20 protein-coding genes are annotated in these 16260 nt (G+C 62.7%); 5 read left to right on the top strand and 15 right to left on the bottom strand.

Going from position 1 to position 16260, the window contains the following annotated elements:
* Positions 1 to 180: 180 nt before the first annotated feature.
* On the bottom strand, positions 181 to 903 hold the full coding sequence (gene aqpZ, locus CP49_RS19825) for an aquaporin Z (RefSeq protein ID WP_057851900.1): 723 nt from the start codon (positions 901 to 903) through the stop codon (positions 181 to 183).
* A 253-nt stretch (positions 904 to 1156) separates the two neighbouring features.
* Between aqpZ and rpsU the strand changes: the two genes are divergently transcribed.
* Entirely contained in the window at positions 1157 to 1459 is a 303-nt protein-coding gene (gene rpsU, locus CP49_RS19820; RefSeq protein ID WP_028350145.1) for a 30S ribosomal protein S21, read from the top strand.
* A 242-nt stretch (positions 1460 to 1701) separates the two neighbouring features.
* Positions 1702 to 2346: a tetratricopeptide repeat protein gene (locus CP49_RS19815; RefSeq protein WP_057851899.1), complete on the top strand. Its 645-nt coding sequence runs from the start codon at positions 1702 to 1704 to the stop codon at positions 2344 to 2346.
* A gap of 123 nt (positions 2347 to 2469) precedes the next feature.
* On the opposite strand, the gene CP49_RS19810 is transcribed toward CP49_RS19815, so the two are convergent.
* From CP49_RS19810 to CP49_RS19745, 14 genes are all read right to left on the bottom strand, one after another.
* A complete protein-coding gene (locus tag CP49_RS19810) occupies positions 2470 to 3555 on the bottom strand; it encodes a hypothetical protein (RefSeq protein ID WP_057851898.1) in 1086 nt (361 codons plus the stop codon).
* A gap of 185 nt (positions 3556 to 3740) precedes the next feature.
* Entirely contained in the window at positions 3741 to 4034 is a 294-nt protein-coding gene (locus tag CP49_RS19805) for a cupin domain-containing protein (protein ID WP_057851897.1), read from the bottom strand.
* A 15-nt stretch (positions 4035 to 4049) separates the two neighbouring features.
* Positions 4050 to 5147, bottom strand: a complete 1098-nt coding sequence (locus tag CP49_RS19800; RefSeq protein WP_057851896.1) for a calcium:cation antiporter — start codon at positions 5145 to 5147, stop codon at positions 4050 to 4052.
* Positions 5148 to 5207: 60 nt separating this feature from the next.
* Positions 5208 to 6014, bottom strand: a complete 807-nt coding sequence (locus tag CP49_RS19795) for an alpha/beta hydrolase (RefSeq protein WP_057851895.1) — start codon at positions 6012 to 6014, stop codon at positions 5208 to 5210.
* Positions 6015 to 6032: 18 nt separating this feature from the next.
* A complete protein-coding gene (locus tag CP49_RS19790; RefSeq protein ID WP_057851894.1) occupies positions 6033 to 7430 on the bottom strand; it encodes an NAD(P)(+) transhydrogenase (Re/Si-specific) subunit beta in 1398 nt (465 codons plus the stop codon).
* A gap of 47 nt (positions 7431 to 7477) precedes the next feature.
* Entirely contained in the window at positions 7478 to 7795 is a 318-nt protein-coding gene (locus tag CP49_RS19785) for a proton-translocating transhydrogenase family protein (protein ID WP_057851893.1), read from the bottom strand.
* An 11-nt stretch (positions 7796 to 7806) separates the two neighbouring features.
* A complete protein-coding gene (locus CP49_RS19780; RefSeq protein WP_057851892.1) occupies positions 7807 to 8934 on the bottom strand; it encodes a Re/Si-specific NAD(P)(+) transhydrogenase subunit alpha in 1128 nt (375 codons plus the stop codon).
* A 135-nt stretch (positions 8935 to 9069) separates the two neighbouring features.
* Positions 9070 to 9222, bottom strand: coding sequence for an aa3-type cytochrome c oxidase subunit IV (locus tag CP49_RS19775; RefSeq protein ID WP_057851891.1), 153 nt, complete (start codon positions 9220 to 9222; stop codon positions 9070 to 9072).
* Positions 9223 to 9305: 83 nt separating this feature from the next.
* The gene (locus CP49_RS19770) at positions 9306 to 9692 is read right to left on the bottom strand and encodes a type II toxin-antitoxin system death-on-curing family toxin (RefSeq protein WP_057851890.1); all 387 of its coding nucleotides are present in this window, start codon (positions 9690 to 9692) and stop codon (positions 9306 to 9308) included.
* Positions 9689 to 9949: an AbrB/MazE/SpoVT family DNA-binding domain-containing protein gene (locus CP49_RS19765; protein WP_057851889.1), complete on the bottom strand. Its 261-nt coding sequence runs from the start codon at positions 9947 to 9949 to the stop codon at positions 9689 to 9691. The genes CP49_RS19770 and CP49_RS19765 overlap by 4 nt, the downstream gene beginning before the upstream one ends.
* A 118-nt stretch (positions 9950 to 10067) precedes the next feature.
* Positions 10068 to 10688 carry a dioxygenase family protein gene (locus tag CP49_RS19760; RefSeq protein WP_156438525.1) on the bottom strand — a complete coding sequence of 207 codons (621 nt, stop codon included), beginning with the start codon at positions 10686 to 10688 and terminating at the stop codon, positions 10068 to 10070.
* 70 nt (positions 10689 to 10758) lie between these two features.
* Positions 10759 to 12621 (bottom strand): M3 family oligoendopeptidase, encoded by a 1863-nt coding sequence (locus CP49_RS19755; RefSeq protein WP_057851887.1) that lies wholly within the window; start codon positions 12619 to 12621, stop codon positions 10759 to 10761.
* Positions 12622 to 12667: 46 nt separating this feature from the next.
* Positions 12668 to 13111, bottom strand: coding sequence for a hypothetical protein (locus CP49_RS19750; protein ID WP_057851886.1), 444 nt, complete (start codon positions 13109 to 13111; stop codon positions 12668 to 12670).
* Positions 13108 to 13440, bottom strand: coding sequence for a helix-turn-helix domain-containing protein (locus CP49_RS19745; protein ID WP_057851885.1), 333 nt, complete (start codon positions 13438 to 13440; stop codon positions 13108 to 13110). Before CP49_RS19745 ends, CP49_RS19750 begins: the two co-directional genes overlap by 4 nt.
* A 168-nt stretch (positions 13441 to 13608) precedes the next feature.
* On the opposite strand from CP49_RS19745, the gene CP49_RS19740 reads away from it, so the two are divergent.
* The 3 genes from CP49_RS19740 (at position 13609) to CP49_RS19730 (ending at position 16225) form a co-directional block, all read left to right on the top strand.
* Entirely contained in the window at positions 13609 to 13860 is a 252-nt protein-coding gene (locus CP49_RS19740; protein ID WP_156438524.1) for a hypothetical protein, read from the top strand.
* Positions 13861 to 13979: 119 nt separating this feature from the next.
* Positions 13980 to 14624: a TerC family protein gene (locus CP49_RS19735; protein ID WP_057851942.1), complete on the top strand. Its 645-nt coding sequence runs from the start codon at positions 13980 to 13982 to the stop codon at positions 14622 to 14624.
* A gap of 101 nt (positions 14625 to 14725) precedes the next feature.
* A complete protein-coding gene (locus CP49_RS19730; RefSeq protein WP_057851883.1) occupies positions 14726 to 16225 on the top strand; it encodes a sigma-54-dependent transcriptional regulator in 1500 nt (499 codons plus the stop codon).
* Positions 16226 to 16260: the final 35 nt, after the last annotated feature.

The following is a 16260-nucleotide window of genomic DNA, read 5'->3' as shown; positions in this document are numbered from 1 at the left end:
CGCAAGCTGACAACCTCGTGCCGCGCTTCGTCTGGCAGCGGAGCAAGCGGCACCCCTCTCCCTAACCCACGAGCGAGCTTCGCTCGTCTCGGACCCCGCAAGGGGGAGGGAACCCTTCCGACGGTGCGTCCCTGACTAATGGCGAGGAACAGCCGTACCGCCATTGTGCGCAATCGCAGGTCAGGCCGTCTTCAGGCCCTCCACAACGCCAGCCGGCTCCTCGCTGAGCCAGCGATAGATCACGCCGCCGAGCGCACCGCCGATCAGGGGCGCAACCCAGAACAGCCAAAGCTGCGCCAGCGCCCAGCCGCCGACGAACAGCGCTGGCCCTGTGCTGCGCGCAGGATTCACCGACGTGTTGGTGACGGGAATGCTGACGAGATGGATCATCACCAGCGCCAATCCGATGGCGAGCGGCGCAAAGCCCGCAGGCGCCTTGCCGTGGGTAGCGCCCATGATGATGAACAGGAACATCATGGTCATCACCACCTCGGTGATGAAGCAGGCCACCATGCCGTACTGGCCGGGCGAATGCGCGTCATAGCCGTTGGAGGCAAAACCCTTGCCGAGATCGAAGCCGGGCGCGCCGCTTGCGATCACATAGAGCAGCGCCGCGCCAGCCACAGCGCCAATCACCTGCGCGATCACGTACGGCAAAATCTGCGCTGCCGGAAAACGCCCGCCCGCGGCGAGACCAACCGTGACCGCGGGATTGAGATGGCAGCCGGAGATGTGGCCGATCGCATAGGCCATGGTCACGACGCTCAGGCCGAACGCCAAGGATACACCGACCAGGCCTATACCGACCTGCGGAAAGCCGGCGGCAATGACCGCGCTGCCGCATCCCGCAAATGTGAGCCAAAACGTACCGATCGCTTCAGCCGTATATTTTTTGGTATTCATACGCGCCTCCCGCATGTTTTGCGTTGCCGGATGCTAGGGAAGCGCCGTGAGGGGCCCGTTATTTTCGGAAATCGGGGGCATGTTGGCCGAATCCCGCCTATTTTCATGGTTTTTCGGGCCGGAAACCGCCTTCTCAGGTGGACATCAGCGGTTTTGTCTGCTACATGCCCGCGCTCAGGGTTAAGGGCCAGGCCTTTCGTCGGCTCTTCACTTCACCAGAATTCCTATCCGATCAATTGAAAGAGGATGCCGCGTGCAGGTTCTCGTCCGCGATAACAATGTCGACCAAGCCCTCAAGGCGCTGAAGAAGAAGATGCAGCGCGAGGGTATCTTCCGCGAGATGAAGCTCCGCGGCCACTACGAAAAGCCGTCCGAGAAGAAGGCCCGTGAAAAGGCCGAAGCCGTGCGCCGCGCGCGCAAGCTGGCCCGCAAGAAGCTGCAGCGCGAAGGCCTGCTGCCGATGAAGCCGAAGCCGGTGTTCGGCGCCGGTCCTGGCGGCGACCGTGGTGGCGCTGGCGGCCGTGGCCCGGGCGCAGGTCCGCGCGGACCGCGCTGAGCGCATTCTTAAGAGATTTGAATTGAAAACGCGGGCCTCGGGTCCGCGTTTTTTTGTTTCTGCCATCGCAGGTCCGATAGAATCTGATAATCGGCGGGGGCGCACGGCGTGCTCGATCACTTGCACATCACTTGTGCACATCACTTGCACCTCCTTCGCCGGCCTTGCGGCCATTTTGACCGATGCATTTTACGGCCCGTCGCGCTACCTATGCCGCATTGAACGCGAGAGTATTCCGCTGCATGGCCGTTACGGATTGCAATGCCCTCCCCCGCGCTTCGCGCTTTACGACCGTCCCCATCGCGGTGCTCGCGATCGTTCTCACCGTTCCTCTCGGCGGCTGTTCGTTCGACCTGGGATCGTGGGGATCGGACAAGGAAAAGCCACAGGCCGTCGAGCAGAAGCCGACCGGCACGATCAGCGGACAAAGCGTCAACGACGCTCAGGGCAATGCTGCGCGCGGCCAGGCTCTCGCCAAATCCGGCAAGACCGAAGAAGCGCTCGCGGAATTCGAGCGCGCGCTCGCCCTCGATCCCTACAATGTGCCGGCCCTGTACGGCCGCGGGCTGATCTATCAAGCTGATAAGCAGCATGAGCAGGCTATCGCGGATTTCACGGCAGCCAACGGCCTGACGCCGCAACGGGTCGAGCCGCTGCTGGCACGTGCAACCAGCTACCTCGCCATCGACAAGGCGAAGGAAGCCGCGTCCGATCTCGACGAAGCGGTGCAGGCCGATCCCAACAGCGCGCCAGCCTGGTCGGCTCGCGGCGTCACCTATGAGCGGCTCGGCGACAAGGCCAAGGCGTTCACGTCCTACGGCCGTGCGCTTGCGCTCCGGCCCAAGGACGAAACTGCGCGAAGCGGCCTCGCGCGCACCGGCGGCTAGAGCTTTGCCGGTTTGATTGAATCAGAATCCAGCGCCAGCTTTGCTTGACGCGCTGTCTTCGCGCCAGACGGAAGCCACCCCGGATCAAGTCCGGGAGCGTGCTTCGCTCGAAGAAACCACCAACTATTTCGGCAGCACCGCGTGGAAGATCGACTTGGCGGTCGACAGTGCGTCCTCGGCAGCCGCCGTTGCGCGTTCGCGCACGGAAGGCTCCGCAACTTCGGCACGCAGATCGAGCGGGCGCGATACCGGAATCTCGGCAGGCGGGGTTGGGCGGTTCGGGTCGACGGCCTCGGCATAAGGCGGCCGCGCTCGCGACGAAGCCTGACCAAAGGGTTCGCCGGCCGGCGAGCCCGAGACCATGATCGGCGGCGGCAGCGGACGAAGCGCGGGCGCATTCGCGGCGGCAGGTGCATTGGCAACCGCCGGTGCATTCGCTACCGCCGGTGCATTCGTTACCGCGGGCGCATTCGCAACCCTGGGCGCCTCAGGAGCGCGGGCGGTCTCGGGGGCTCGCGGCGAGGTTTCGCGCAGGCGCTCGATCGCAGCGCGCGCCAGATCGTTGGCATCGCGGCGTTCATCCGGTGCAACCGCAGTCTCGACCGGGGCGGCGGGTGCTGCCGCCGCAACCGGAGCCGCCGAGGACGACGCCACGGGCTGCACGGGCGACGGCAGTATGACCCTGATCTTTTCCTTTTCGCGCGGCGCCGCGGCATGACGGCGCTGGTCGGCCGGATTGCTCGCGGCCTCGGCCGGGCTTTCGGCCGATCTCACGTCGGACTTGGTATCGGCGGATTTGGTATCGGGTTTGGCATCAGCCTTCTCTTTAGCGTCAGCCTTCCTAGCATCAGCCTTCGTTTCGGTTTTCGCGTCAGCTTTTTCCTGGGCCCTTTCAACCGCCGCCGGCCGTTCGGCAGCGGTCTTGTCCATGATGGCCTTCTCGGAGATTCCCCTCGCCTTGACGCCGGCGGCCGGGAGATTGCTGACATTGGCCGTGGCTTCGCCCGACTTGGTGTCCGGCGCCGCGTTGGCTTCGGATTTGGCTTCAGCCTTGCCTTCCCCCTTGGGGTTAGCTGCCGACACCGCGGCGGCGGGCGCGTCCGCGCCGGGCTTGGTCACGATGTAGTGGTTGACGATGTACGCCCCGATGACAGTCGCGGCCACCGAGGGGAAGATGTCCACCGCAAATTTCTTCAGGTAATTCAGCATTCCGGCCACTCCCCGCGGCCCTATAATTGCTGGAACTTTGAGGCACATTGAGGGATCAACTGCGACGGATCGGTGGCAATTCAGCAGTTCCCGTGCAGGTCGGGCGACACCGGCTTGGGTCGGTTAGAATAGCCTAACTAGTCCGGGTCACAGGGCGAGGCCCGGAAACAGCCTGGAACCTGCGGCTAGGTGGTCAGGGGCTTCAGTTCGACCTCCAGAAACACGATCTCGCTTGCCGTCTCGTTGAGCACGTCGTGCTGGACGCCCGCTTTCCGAAAATAGGACTTGCCGGCCCCGAGCTGCGCCTTGGTGCGTTCGCCGCTCGGCGCCACGATCGTCATCTCGCCCGAGGTCACCGGCACGATCACGTAGTCCATCTCGTGGGTGTGATGGCCGGTGGCGCTGCCCGGCGCCAGCCGCCATTCGGTCACGCGGACTTCGGGGGTATCGACCTGAACGTCGGATTTGGCGGCAAGCATTTCATTCGTCTCCGATTACGGCACGAACACCATAAACACGAACACGGCAAACACCACCATGTGCACCAGCCCGAACAGGATGTTGGTGCGGCCGGTGCCGAAGGTGAGCATGCTCAGGAAGAACGTGAGCAGCAGCAGTACCATGCCCTGACCGTTGAGCCCGAGCACGAGTTCCTTGTCGAGCACGGCGGTGGCCAGGCCGACCGCGGGAATAGTCAGCCCGATGGTCGCCAGCGACGATCCGAGCGCGAGATTGATGCTCTTCTGAAGATCGTTGTTGCGCGCGGCTGCAATAGCGGTGACCCCCTCCGGAAGCAGGATGAGGACCGCGACGAGCACGCCCGCGAACGCCGGTGGGGCGCCGATCATCGCGGTTACGACATCGACCACGAGCGAAAATTTCTTCGCCAGAAGCACCACGGCAAGCAGGGAGATAAGCAGCAGCGCGACGCTGAGCGCCAGCATCCGGTTCGACAGTGATGAGGTTTCGGTGGCAGCATCGGCCCCTCCCTTGATGAAATAATCGCTGTGCCGGATCGTCTGGGTATATAGGAACACGCCGTAGAGCATGAGCGTGACCAGGTCCACGAAACCAAGCTGCGCCGCCGAATAGATCGGCCCCGGCGCCGTCAGCGTATAATTGGGCATGATCAGCGTAATGGTCGCCAGCACGAACAGCACGCTGAGATAAAGGTTTGCGCCGGAGACCTGGAAATCCTGCTCGCGGTAGCGCAAGCCCCCGATGAAGATACACAGGCCCACGAGGCCGTTGCACACGATCATCACCACCGCAAACACCGTATCGCGCGCCAAGGCGGGCTGCGGCTTTTCGCCGAGCATGATGGTGGCAATCAGCGCGACCTCGATGATGGTGACCGCAAGCGTCAGTACCAGCGTGCCGTAGGGTTCGCCGATCCGCTCGGCGATCACCTCGGCATGATGCACCGCTGCGAATACAGTGCCGAACAGGATCGCCAGCAGCGTGGCCGCGAACAAAAACCCGCCAACTGACGGCGTAAAGCTGAGCTCAAGGCCGGTGGCCACGGCAAACAGCAGCATTGCCAGCGCCGGGAATATCCAGGCCGATTTCGGCATCGGTCCGTGTGCGCTCATGCGGTCAACTCCCCAACGGGTCGTGGACACAAGATGTGTCCATGAGGGCGAGGGCGGCCATCACCCCCTTGCAAGGTTGATGAAATTTCGTGCGATTTCAATCGCGCCGAAATTGTCCAGATCGTTATGACCGCCTCGGGCAAGGCGGACAAACCGTTTCGGCTCATTCGCCAGCGCAAACAGCCGTTCACCGAACGTAACAGGTATCGTGGGATCGAGCGCGCCATGCATCACGAGCAGCGGGACCTTGACTCTCGCGATCTGCACGTCGGAACGGAACTGATCCCGCATCAATAGACGCACCGGCGCGAACCAGTATGCCGACGCGGCGACATCGGTGATCGACGTGTAGGGAGCCTCCAGGATCAACCTCCCGATCCGCTGCTCCGCTGCAAGCGTCACCGCAACGCCGGTGCCGAGCGAAAAGCCCCAGACGACGATGTTGTCCGCGCGATAGCGTGCGACTGTAAAGGCGTAGGCCGCCGCTGCGTCCTGCAACAATCCGTGCTCGCTCGGCCGCCCGGTTGAGCCCGCATAGCCGCGATAAGACAAGGCGACGACGCCGGTCCCGTCGGCGATGATGCTGCGAAAGCGGCCGAAGAAGCCGGCGAGATAATCGCCATTGCCGTGAAAGTAGAGAACGACCGGACGGCCCGGCTTGGCCGGAACGTGCCAGACGATGACCTTCTCGCCGTCAGCCGTAGTCAGGATATGCTCTTCCGCTTCCGGAAAGCCCGCCGCGTGCGGCGCCGTGCGCGCACTCGTCGGGGCCGGAAACAGAACGGCGCGCTGCGCGAAGAACAGTGCGAGCAGACCACAGACATAACCAGCCGAAACGACAATCAGCAGCCATTTCAGTACGGTCATGAATTTCCTGCGAGCGCGTTACATCCCCTTGACGATGTTCTCGGTGACCTTCTTGGCGTCGCCGAGCAGCATCATGGTATTATCGCGATAGAACAGCGGATTGTCGATGCCGGCATAGCCTGATGCCAGCGAGCGCTTGATGAACATCACGGTGCCGGCCTTCCAGACCTGCAAGACCGGCATGCCGTAGATCGGCGAGGTCTTGTCCTCCTCGGCGGCCGGGTTGGTGACGTCGTTGGCGCCGATCACGAAGGCGATATCGGCCTGCGCGAATTCGGAGTTGATGTCCTCGAGCTCGAACACCTCGTCATAGGGCACGTTGGCTTCCGCCAGCAGGACGTTCATGTGGCCGGGCATGCGGCCGGCGACCGGGTGGATGGCGTACTTCACCTCGACGCCCTCCTTCTTCAGGAGGTCGCCCATTTCGCGTAGCGCGTGCTGGGCCTGCGCCACCGCCATGCCGTAGCCGGGCACGATGATCACCTTCTGCGCGTTCTTCATGATGAAGGCCGCGTCGTCGGCCGAGCCGAGTTTGGCAGGCTTCTGCTCGCCGCTGCCGCCGCCCGCAGCCGCTGTCTCGCCGCCGAAGCCGCCGAGGATGACCGAGATGAAGGAACGGTTCATCGCGTGGCACATAATGTAGGACAGAATCGCGCCGGAGGAGCCGACCAGCGCGCCGGTGATGATCAGCGCGGAGTTGCCGAGCGTGAAACCGATGCCGGCGGCGGCCCAGCCGGAATAGGAGTTCAGCATCGAGATCACGACCGGCATGTCGGCGCCGCCGATCGGGATGATCATGAGCACGCCAAGCACCAAGGCGATGATGGTGATCAGCCAGAAGTCGAGCGCGCTACCGGAGCGCACCAGACCGAAAATGAAGAACACCAGCGCCAGCGCCAGCGCGATGTTGATGATGTGCCGGCCGGGCAGGATGATCGGCGCGCCGCTCATGCGCGCGGAAAGCTTCAGGAACGCGATCACGGAGCCGGTGAAGGTCAGCGCGCCGATGGCAACGCCGAGCGACATTTCGACCAGGCTGGATGCGTGAATGGCGCCGGGCTTGCCGATATCGAAGGCTTCGGGCGCGTAGAACGCGCCGGCGGCGACCAGCACCGCGGCCATGCCGACCAGCGAGTGAAAGGCCGCGACCAGTTCCGGCATCGACGTCATCGGCACCCGCCGCGCGATCACGGCGCCGATGCTGCCGCCGATGGCGATGCCGAGCACCACCAGCAGCCAGGCCACGCCGTCAGCCGGCGGGTGGCTCGCGAGCGTCGTGCCGATCGCGATCGCCATGCCGATCATGCCGAACAGATTGCCCTGGCGTGACGTCGCGGGGCTGGACAGTCCGCGCAGCGACAGGATGAAGAGCACGCCCGCCACGAGATACAGCAGTGCAGCCAAATTGGCGTTCATCTCAGGTCCCCATTGTCTTCGTCACCCGCGAGGTGCACGCCGTCATTTCACTTGGCCTTCTTCTTGTACATCGCCAGCATGCGCTGGGTGACAAGGAAGCCGCCGAAGATATTCACACAGGCAAAGATCAGCGCGATGAAGCCGAAGCCGCGTGCCCAGCCGCTGCCGCTCGAGATCATCGGCACGCCGACCGCCAGCAACGCGCCGACCACGATTACCGAGGAGATCGCGTTGGTCACCGACATCAGCGGCGTATGCAGCGCCGGTGTCACCGACCAGACCACGAAGTAGCCGACGAAGACGGCGAGGACGAAAATCGACAGCCGGAATACGAAGGGATCGACGGCCTGCGCAATGTGCTCCATGGCTTCTCTCCTTAGGCTTTCGGCTGGAAGTTCGGATGGATGACGGCGCCGTCCTTGGTCAGCATAGTGGCTTTCACCAGTTCGTCCTCCCAGTTGACCGCGAGCGCCTTGTTCGTCTTGTCGACCATGGTCTCGATGAACGAGAACAGGTTGCGGGCGTAAAGGCTGGAAGCCGACTGCGCGACGCGGCCGGCGACGTTGGTGTAGCCGACGATCTTGATGCCATCGACATCGACGACTTCACCGGCCTTGGCGCCCTCGACGTTGCCGCCGCGCTCGACGGCGAGGTCGACCAGCACCGAGCCCGGCTTCATCGACTTGACCATCTCGGCGCTGACGAGCATCGGCGCCGGCCGGCCCGGGATCAGGGCCGTGGTGATGACGATGTCCTGTTTCTTGACATGCTCGGCGGTGAGTGCGGCCTGCTTGGCCTGATACTCTTTCGACATTTCCTTGGCGTAGCCGCCGGCGGTCTGCGCGTTCTTGAATTCCTCGTCCTCGACCGCGAGGAATTTGGCGCCAAGGGATTCGACCTGCTCTTTGGTGGCCGGGCGCACGTCGGTTGCGGTGACGACGGCACCGAGCCGGCGCGCGGTCGCAATCGCCTGCAGGCCGGCGACGCCGACGCCCATCACGAACACTTTCGCGGCCGGAACTGTGCCGGCCGCGGTCATCATCATCGGGAAAGCACGACCAAAGGATTCGGCCGCCTCGATCACCGCACGATAGCCGGCGAGGTTCGCCTGCGAGGACAACACATCCATCACCTGTGCGCGCGTAATGCGCGGCATCAATTCCATCGCAAACGCCGAGACGCCGGCATCCGCGATCGTCTGCAGCGCCGCTTCATTGCCGTAGGGGTCCATGATCGCGATAACGAGCGCGCCGCGTTTGTACCTGGCAAGCTCGCTGGCCTCCGGCCGCTTCACCTTGATGATGATGTCGGCATCCTTCAACGCGTCCGCGCTGACGGTGGCGCCAACAGCGGTGAATTCGGAATCCGGCAGGCCCGATTTGATGCCCGCACCCGGCTCGATCGCGACTTCGGCGCCGATCGCCCTATATTTCTTCACGGTATCGGGGGAAGCGGCGACCCGCGATTCAGACGGATCGATTTCCTTGGCAACGGCAATCTTCATAAGCCCTCCCCGCTGCGCGGCAGGCGCGCGCAAGCAAACTAGCGTCTTTTTCGCTTAGCTGGATACCGGTTTCGCAACCGGCATGCGTGCAATTTCCGGCCACCGCCCGATATCGGCGGTGCGGGCGGTGAGGCGTCAGGTCAGGAAGTAGCCCATCAGGGCGACGATGATCACGACGGCGACGGTGCCGTATTTGACCAGCATGATGAAACCTTCATAGGTCTGCTCATGGGCCTCGTAGTCGTTGCCGTCAGCGGTCGTGTAGGCCACTTCGTTATGGTCTGCCATCGGTATCCCCAGTCAAAATCCGCGTTTCTCGCGTGCAATTACCGCAAAGCGTTTGGGAGGGCAACGGCCCCCTGCCTATCGGGTCATTCGGAAGGCCAATTATCCCGGATCCAGCGGGTCAGGCTTTCCTCGCTGACCTCGCCCGCGGCGAGGGAGAGGATAATGGCCGTGGCGTGTGCCGGGTCGGGCGCAAAACGTATCTCGTTGATGCGCAAGAAGACCATCATGGCGTGGAACGCGATACGCTTGTTGCCGTCCACAAATGCATGGTTGCGAGCAAGACCGAAGGCATAGGCCGCGGCGAGTGCAGCCATATCCGTCTGACCGTAATTCCATTGGTTGACCGGTCGCAAAACCGCCGACTCGAGAAGGCCGCGATCCCGAATGCCCTCCGGTCCACCAAATATCGCCAGTTGCTCGGCATGCATGTCGATGACTTCATCGACATCGAGCCAAATTGGCTCGCTCATTTTGCAAGCGCTGCAAACGTATCGCGATATTCGTGCATGACCTGGCGAGCGATTTCCATGGTCCGCGCGTGCTTGGGGTTGAATGGCGAAAGCCGCAGACTGCCATCCGGTTGCTCGACCGGGTAGAACTTGTCTCCCTCCTTGAGATTGAGCCGGGCAAGAAGCTCTTTCGGCAGGATCACACCAACCGAATTGCCGATCTTCCGAATTTGAAGCGCGGTGTCCTCCAGCTTGTAATCGCGAGAGGCCTCTTCCATGCCGCGAGGGGTTTTGTTCATGGCACCAGCTCCGTTATACAATATGTATAACAGGCCTTCTCAATCCGTTCAACAAATGTTTTACGCCCGCAAACTCCCGGCTTCGCTTGAAAACGCCCTATCCGAGCACGAAGTCGAAACGCCCGGCGAGCCATCCTGCGTTCTTGGCCGTGCGAATCTGCAAGTCCTTGCGGAAGAGGCCGTCGGAGCGGTTTTGTGCCTCGCCGGGGAAATAGAGCTGGGTCGTCAACACGCGGCCGCCGCGCGGCTGCACCTTCACATGGATGTGGCGCGTCCGGCCAACGTAAATGCCGGGCACGATGCTGCGCAATCGATAGCGCCCTTCCGCGTCGGAGAATTGATGGCCGCGCAGGCGGAAACCGGAATTGTCATAGCGGCCCTTGTCGTCGGCCTGCCAGAAATCCAGCAAGGCGCCGGCGAGCGGCTTGCAGGCGCGACTGAGCACGAAGCCAACCAGTTCGATCGGCTGTCCTGCCATGCCCTCTTCGAACAGCTCGGTTCGCTCAGGCGACGACGGCTTGAAGAATGGCCCTTCGGTTTGCGGCACTGTGGCGGCGTCGCCGTCATGGCATTCGGGCGTAAGGGCAAGCGGGGCCTGGGCCAAGCTGCCATCGGCCATGAGCAGCGAACCGGCTGCGAAGACTCCGGCTCCAAGTACAACGCGCCGCGTCGGGGTGTCGATCATGGGGCACTCCCCTTCTGTCGTCACCGCCATCATGGAGGGCGACGGCGGCTGAAATTGTGTCCGCGCCCATCACAATTCCGTTTCGTGGCCGCGGGCGCCGCCGTCAGCCCATTGTCTCCAACTCGTCGATCATGCCGGATATGACCGACAGCCCGCCGTCCCAGAACTTGGGGTCCTTGGCATCGAGCCCGAACGGCTTCAGCAGTTCGGAATAGTGCTTCGTGCCGCCGGCCGCGAGCATGGCGAGATAGCGCTCGGCAAAGCCTTCGGAGGCGTTCTCGTAGACCGCGTACAGCGAGTTCACCAGGCAGTCGCCGAACGCATAGGCGTAAACGTAGAACGGCGAATGGATGAAGTGCGGAATGTACATCCAGAAATTCTCATAGCCCGGCCGGATATCAATGGCCGGGCCAAGGCTTTCGCCCTGCACGCTGAGCCAGATCTGGCCGATACGCTCCGCCGTCAATTCACCGTTCTTGCGTTCGGTATGAATGGCGCGCTCGAACGAATAGAACGCGATCTGCCGCACCACGGTGTTGATCATGTCCTCGACCTTGCCGGCGAGCAGCGCCTGGCGCTGCTTGGCGTTCTTGGTCTGAGACAATAGCCGCTTGAAGGTGAGCATTTCGCCGAACACGCTCGCGGTCTCCGCCAGCGTCAGCGGCGTCGGCGCCATCAGCGCGCCATTCTTCGCCGCCAGCACCTGATGCACGCCATGGCCGAGTTCATGCGCCAGGGTCATCACGTCGCGCGGCTTGCCCTGGTAATTCATCAGCACATAGGGATGCGCGGACGGCGTAGTCGGGTGCGAGAACGCGCCCGGCGCCTTGCCCGGCCGCACCGGCGCATCGATCCAGCGATCGGTGAAGAAGCGCTCGGCGATCGCGGCCATCTCGGTGGAGAAGCCGCGATACGCCGTCAACACCATCTTCTGCGCCTCGGGCCAGGCGATCGTGCCGGTCGCAGCAAACGGCAGCGGCGCATTGCGGTCCCAATGCGCGAGCTTCTTTTTTTTGAACCAGCCGGCCTTCAGATTGTAATAGCGGTGCGACAGCCGCGGATAGGCCGCGCGAACCGAGCCGACCAGAGCATCGACGACCTCGCGCTCGACGCGGTTGTTCAGGTGGCGCGAATCCGCGACATCCTGGAAACCGCGCCAGCGGTCGGAAATCTCCTTGTCCTTGGCGAGCGTGTTGGTGATCAGCGCAAACGTCCGCTCATTGTCCTTGAACGTCTTCGCCAGCGCTTGCCCGGCGGCCTTGCGCTTTTCCGGCGCGCGGTCCTGCAGCAGATTGAGCGTCGGCTCGATCGCGAGCTCCTTAGCGCCGACCTTGAAACGCAGGCCGGAGATGGTCTGGTCGAACAGCCGATTCCAGGCGGCATAACCGCTCTGGGACTTTTCGTGAAACAACTGCTCGACACGATCCTCAAGCTGATACGGCTTGTCCTTGCGCAGATCCTCGATCCACGGCCGGTAATGCCCGAGCTCCGGCGTCTGCATCGCGCGCTCGATGACGGCATCGTCGATGCGATTAAGTTCGAGCGCGAAGAACAGAAGATGCAGCGAGGCCGCCGTCAGCCGCTCGGAGACGTCGCCATAAAACTTGGAGATCGCGGGATCGACGCTGTCGCCGGCATGAACGAGGCCGGCATAGGAGCCGAGCCGGCCGGCGAGATCGTCGATCGCCTCGTAACGCCTGACGGCTTCGGCGAGCCAGCGGCCGCCATCGTCCTCAGCGAGACCTTCCGCCAACTTGCCCTTGTAGTCCGTCTCAAACGCAACGCAGTCGGCATCCATCTTTTGCAGATCGCGGGCGATCTCAGATGCGGCGATACCGGAATAGAGATCGGCGAGGTTCCATTCCGGCAGTTTGCCGGTTTTGGATTTAGCTGCGGTCACCTTGCTGCTGGTGGCGGGCTTGCGGGACGATTTGCCGGCTCGGGAGGTCGCAGATTTTGCGCGCATGACACTTTCAAAAATTGGGAGGTGATCAGGAAATCGGCTTGCGAGATCAGGCGAAAGCCGCGAGCTGCGGCACGAACTGGACGAACAGCTCTTCGCCCTCGAGGAGCATCAGATCGAGCTTTTCGTCGGTCGCACTACGAATCGCACACCACAACATGATCACGCGGACCATGAGCCACGACGTCGACGGGACGGCGGCCTTCGCGTGCAGCGCCACGAGATCGAGGTTGCGATGCTCGAACAGCAGCCGGCCCGATCCGTCTTCCAGGATGTAACGGCCCCCGATCCGGGACACGCACAACTCACAGGCCTGATCCGGCAGCGGGCTCAGCAGATAGAACTGGACGTCGCCCCTTTCCGTCACGCCGGTTTCCCATTCGCGTCCGGTCCCCGGCGCAGTCGCCGCGCTCAGCGCCGCCAAGATGGTGCTCAGCTCCCTTTCACTCCATTCGCCGGTGTTCTGTTTGCGCTCGAACGCCACGACGCTCATTTGTTTTCCGCTCCGAACAGCAGCCGGTGCAATTCCGGCTCGTAGTATATTAACAGATGCTTAGCGAAGGCTGCCTGTTCAATACCCAATTCGTCGGCCCATGCCCCCATGATTTCAGTTGGAACTCGGCTGAAGCCGTTCTCGACCTGTGAGATGAAAGTGTAATACTTCAAGCCAAGGCGTGCAGCGAGATCCGCCTGCGACAATTCGGCATCCGCCCGACGCTGCTTGAGCCAATCCCCAGCCAGTTTCCGCAATTGCTTGGCTTCGGGCGCAGCCTTGCCCGGAAGCCGTTCAGTGAAAACGCCTTGATGTTTCGCTCGTTTCATGATTACTAAACTAGTCAGAATGAATACCGGGATCGGTGAAGTTCCCTACCACAATCTCAGCTCGCGAATAAGATTCCGATGGCTTTTTTGGACCGCAGTCAGATTGCCCGAACGAATGACCGAGCACCTGCGGCTCGCGGCAAGGAGTTGTTTGCCGGCATTCTGATCGTGGCGCTGATCGCGACCTTCGGTATCCGAAACGTAGTGCCGGCGGATGCTCTGGCGCCCGCGATCGTCACCCTGCTGTTTGCTGTTGCTGCTGTGACAGCGGGCTTCGCGCTGCTTTGCCGGCGCGATCGCTTCCGCATCATGTGGTTCGACCTCGCCGGAAGCCTGACGTTCATCGGCGTCGTCCTCTCCGTTTTGATCGAGCCGGACCAGATGGTCAGGCTTTTCACCCTCTCGAACCAAGCTGAGTAACCGGAACAACATTTCCGCAGTCTGACTGCGTCTTTTGTCTACGCACGTCCAAGCCCGGGCCCCTCTGGCAGTTCAAGCGAACTGCGATGTCGGATTGGACCTTCAACGGAGTGGCCCGCATGCTGGAACTAATCTCCTCAGAACACCTGACAGCGCTTTTCCAGGTCATCATGATCGACCTGGTGCTCGCCGGCGACAATGCGATCGTCATCGGGCTTGCAGCCGCAGGCCTCCCCGAGGGTCAGCGCAGGAAGGCGATTGTGATCGGCATATTGGCCGCCACGGCGCTGCGTATCGGTTTCGCCTCCGTGACGGTCCAGTTGCTGCAGATCATCGGGCTGTTGCTCGCCGGCGGCATTCTCCTGCTTTGGGTGTGCTGGAAGATGTGGCGCGAGTTGCGTACGTCGCATCATCATGAACCGAAAGTGCAGAGTCTCTCAGCCGCAAGCACGATCGAAGGCTCCGCCCCGGCCGGCCATAAAAAGACACTTGGCCAGGCCGTCTGGCAGATCACGCTCGCCGACGTGTCGATGTCGCTCGACAACGTGCTCGCCGTCGCGGGCGCTGCGCGCGAGCATCCGATGATTCTGGTATTCGGCTTGGCGCTTTCCATCGCACTGATGGGGCTCGCCGCCAACTTCATCGCGCGCCTCCTGGAGAAGCACCGCTGGATCGCCTATGTCGGCCTCGCGATCATCCTCTATGTGGCCTTGGACATGTGCTATCGCGGCGCGCTGGAGGTATGGCCCCACCTCAACGTCTAGCTGCTCCTCAACTTCGCCGTTCTCAACGATTAAGGGTACGTTAATCGGCATCGGCGAAAGTGCCCCGATTCGATACAATTCAGTAGCGTGCGGGGAGAGCCATGGCTGCCACCATTTTGATTGCCGATGACGACGCGGTGCAGCGCCGTTTGGTTGAAAACATGGTGCAGAAGTGCGGCTATGAGCCCCTCGTCGTCGATAGCGGCGATGCAGCCGTGGCATTGCTGACCGCCCCGGATGCGCAGGCGATCGACGCGGTCGTGCTCGACCTCGTCATGCCCGGCCTCGACGGGCTCGGCGTGCTGGCAAAAATGCGTGAAGCCGGCCTGAGCATCCCCGTCATCGTGCAGACCGCGCATGGCGGCATCGACAACGTGGTTTCGGCGATGCGCGCCGGCGCGCAGGATTTCGTGGTCAAGCCGGTCGGCTTGGAACGGCTGCAGGTGTCGCTGCGCAACGCGCTCAACGCTTCAGCGCTGAAGGGCGAACTGCAGCGCATCCGCCATAGCCGCGAAGGCCGGCTGACCTTTGCCGACATCATCACGCGCAGCGAAACCATGGCAGCCGTACTGCGCACCGCGCAGAAGGCGGCCACATCAAGCATTCCGGTACTGATCGAGGGAGAATCCGGCGTCGGCAAGGAATTGTTCGCCCGCGCCATCCACGGTTCCGGCGACCGCAAGTCCAAGCCCTTCGTCGCGGTCAATTGCGGCGCCATCCCAGACAATCTCGTTGAATCGATCCTGTTCGGTCACGAGAAGGGCGCCTTTACCGGCGCCACTGAACGCCATATGGGCAAGTTCGTCGAAGCTTCCGGCGGCACGCTGTTTCTCGACGAGATCGGCGAGTTGCCTCTGGCTGCGCAGGTAAAGCTGCTGCGCGCGCTGCAGGAAGGCACGGTCGAGGCGGTCGGCGGCCGCAAGCCGGTCAAGGTCGACGTCCGCATCATTTCCGCGACCAACCGCAAACTGCTCAACCTCGTGAAGAGCGGCGCGTTCCGTGAGGACCTGTTCTACCGGCTTCACGTGCTGCCGCTGACGATTCCTCCGCTGCGGATGCGGCGCGAAGACATTCCGCATCTGCTGCGCCACTTCCTCGCGCGCATTGCCGCCGAGGAAAACCGCACCATCACCGGCATCAGCGGAGAGGCCGTGGCCCATCTCGCGCAGCTCGATTGGCCCGGCAACATCCGCCAGCTCGAGAATACGGTGTATCGCGCCATCGTCATGAGCGAGAGCGACCAGCTCAGCCTGTCGGATTTCCCGCAGACCGTTGGCCAGGCCGTTCCGGACGGCCAGCTCCCGCACAGCGAACCGTTGGTCGTCGCGCCGTCGACAGCGCCCGCCATGGTTTCGGGTAGTGAAATACCGATAGCCCCGCTCGCCAATGCCGGCAGTCTTGTGATGCTGACGCCGACCGGCGAGGTGCGGCCGCTCGAAGACATGGAAAACGAGATCATCCGCTTTGCGATCTCGCATTATCGCGGTCAGATGTCGGAGGTCGCGCGACGGCTCAAGATCGGCCGTTCCACGCTCTACCGCAAGCTCGATGAGGCGGCGGCCAACGACCCGGCCGAAGGCGGCGCGCAGGACGCGAACTGAGACGCGAATTGAGCGGCCGGCCATCGGGCGATTAT

Origin of the sequence: Bradyrhizobium valentinum (genome assembly GCF_001440405.1) — a bacterium.
In the GTDB taxonomy this organism is placed as follows: Bacteria; Pseudomonadota; Alphaproteobacteria; order Rhizobiales; family Xanthobacteraceae; genus Bradyrhizobium; species Bradyrhizobium valentinum.
This window is presented reverse-complemented; position numbering and strand designations above follow the sequence as displayed.

Bases quoted from the DNA above. Each gene is read 5' to 3' on its own strand.
- aqpZ (WP_057851900.1), bottom strand. From the start codon at position 903: ATGAATACCAAAAAATATACGGCTGAAGCGATCGGTACGTTTTGGCTC.
- CP49_RS19815 (WP_057851899.1), top strand. From the start codon at position 1,702: ATGGCCGTTACGGATTGCAATGCCCTCCCCCGCGCTTCGCGCTTTACG.
- CP49_RS19810 (WP_057851898.1), bottom strand. From the start codon at position 3,555: ATGCTGAATTACCTGAAGAAATTTGCGGTGGACATCTTCCCCTCGGTG.
- CP49_RS19805 (WP_057851897.1), bottom strand. From the start codon at position 4,034: ATGCTTGCCGCCAAATCCGACGTTCAGGTCGATACCCCCGAAGTCCGC.
- CP49_RS19800 (WP_057851896.1), bottom strand. From the start codon at position 5,147: ATGAGCGCACACGGACCGATGCCGAAATCGGCCTGGATATTCCCGGCG.
- CP49_RS19795 (WP_057851895.1), bottom strand. From the start codon at position 6,014: ATGACCGTACTGAAATGGCTGCTGATTGTCGTTTCGGCTGGTTATGTC.
- CP49_RS19790 (WP_057851894.1), bottom strand. From the start codon at position 7,430: ATGAACGCCAATTTGGCTGCACTGCTGTATCTCGTGGCGGGCGTGCTC.
- CP49_RS19785 (WP_057851893.1), bottom strand. From the start codon at position 7,795: ATGGAGCACATTGCGCAGGCCGTCGATCCCTTCGTATTCCGGCTGTCG.
- CP49_RS19780 (WP_057851892.1), bottom strand. From the start codon at position 8,934: ATGAAGATTGCCGTTGCCAAGGAAATCGATCCGTCTGAATCGCGGGTC.
- CP49_RS19775 (WP_057851891.1), bottom strand. From the start codon at position 9,222: ATGGCAGACCATAACGAAGTGGCCTACACGACCGCTGACGGCAACGAC.
- CP49_RS19770 (WP_057851890.1), bottom strand. From the start codon at position 9,692: ATGAGCGAGCCAATTTGGCTCGATGTCGATGAAGTCATCGACATGCAT.
- CP49_RS19765 (WP_057851889.1), bottom strand. From the start codon at position 9,949: ATGGAAGAGGCCTCTCGCGATTACAAGCTGGAGGACACCGCGCTTCAA.
- CP49_RS19760 (WP_156438525.1), bottom strand. From the start codon at position 10,688: ATGATGGCGGTGACGACAGAAGGGGAGTGCCCCATGATCGACACCCCG.
- CP49_RS19755 (WP_057851887.1), bottom strand. From the start codon at position 12,621: ATGCGCGCAAAATCTGCGACCTCCCGAGCCGGCAAATCGTCCCGCAAG.
- CP49_RS19750 (WP_057851886.1), bottom strand. From the start codon at position 13,111: ATGAGCGTCGTGGCGTTCGAGCGCAAACAGAACACCGGCGAATGGAGT.
- CP49_RS19745 (WP_057851885.1), bottom strand. From the start codon at position 13,440: ATGAAACGAGCGAAACATCAAGGCGTTTTCACTGAACGGCTTCCGGGC.
- CP49_RS19735 (WP_057851942.1), top strand. From the start codon at position 13,980: ATGCTGGAACTAATCTCCTCAGAACACCTGACAGCGCTTTTCCAGGTC.
- CP49_RS19730 (WP_057851883.1), top strand. From the start codon at position 14,726: ATGGCTGCCACCATTTTGATTGCCGATGACGACGCGGTGCAGCGCCGT.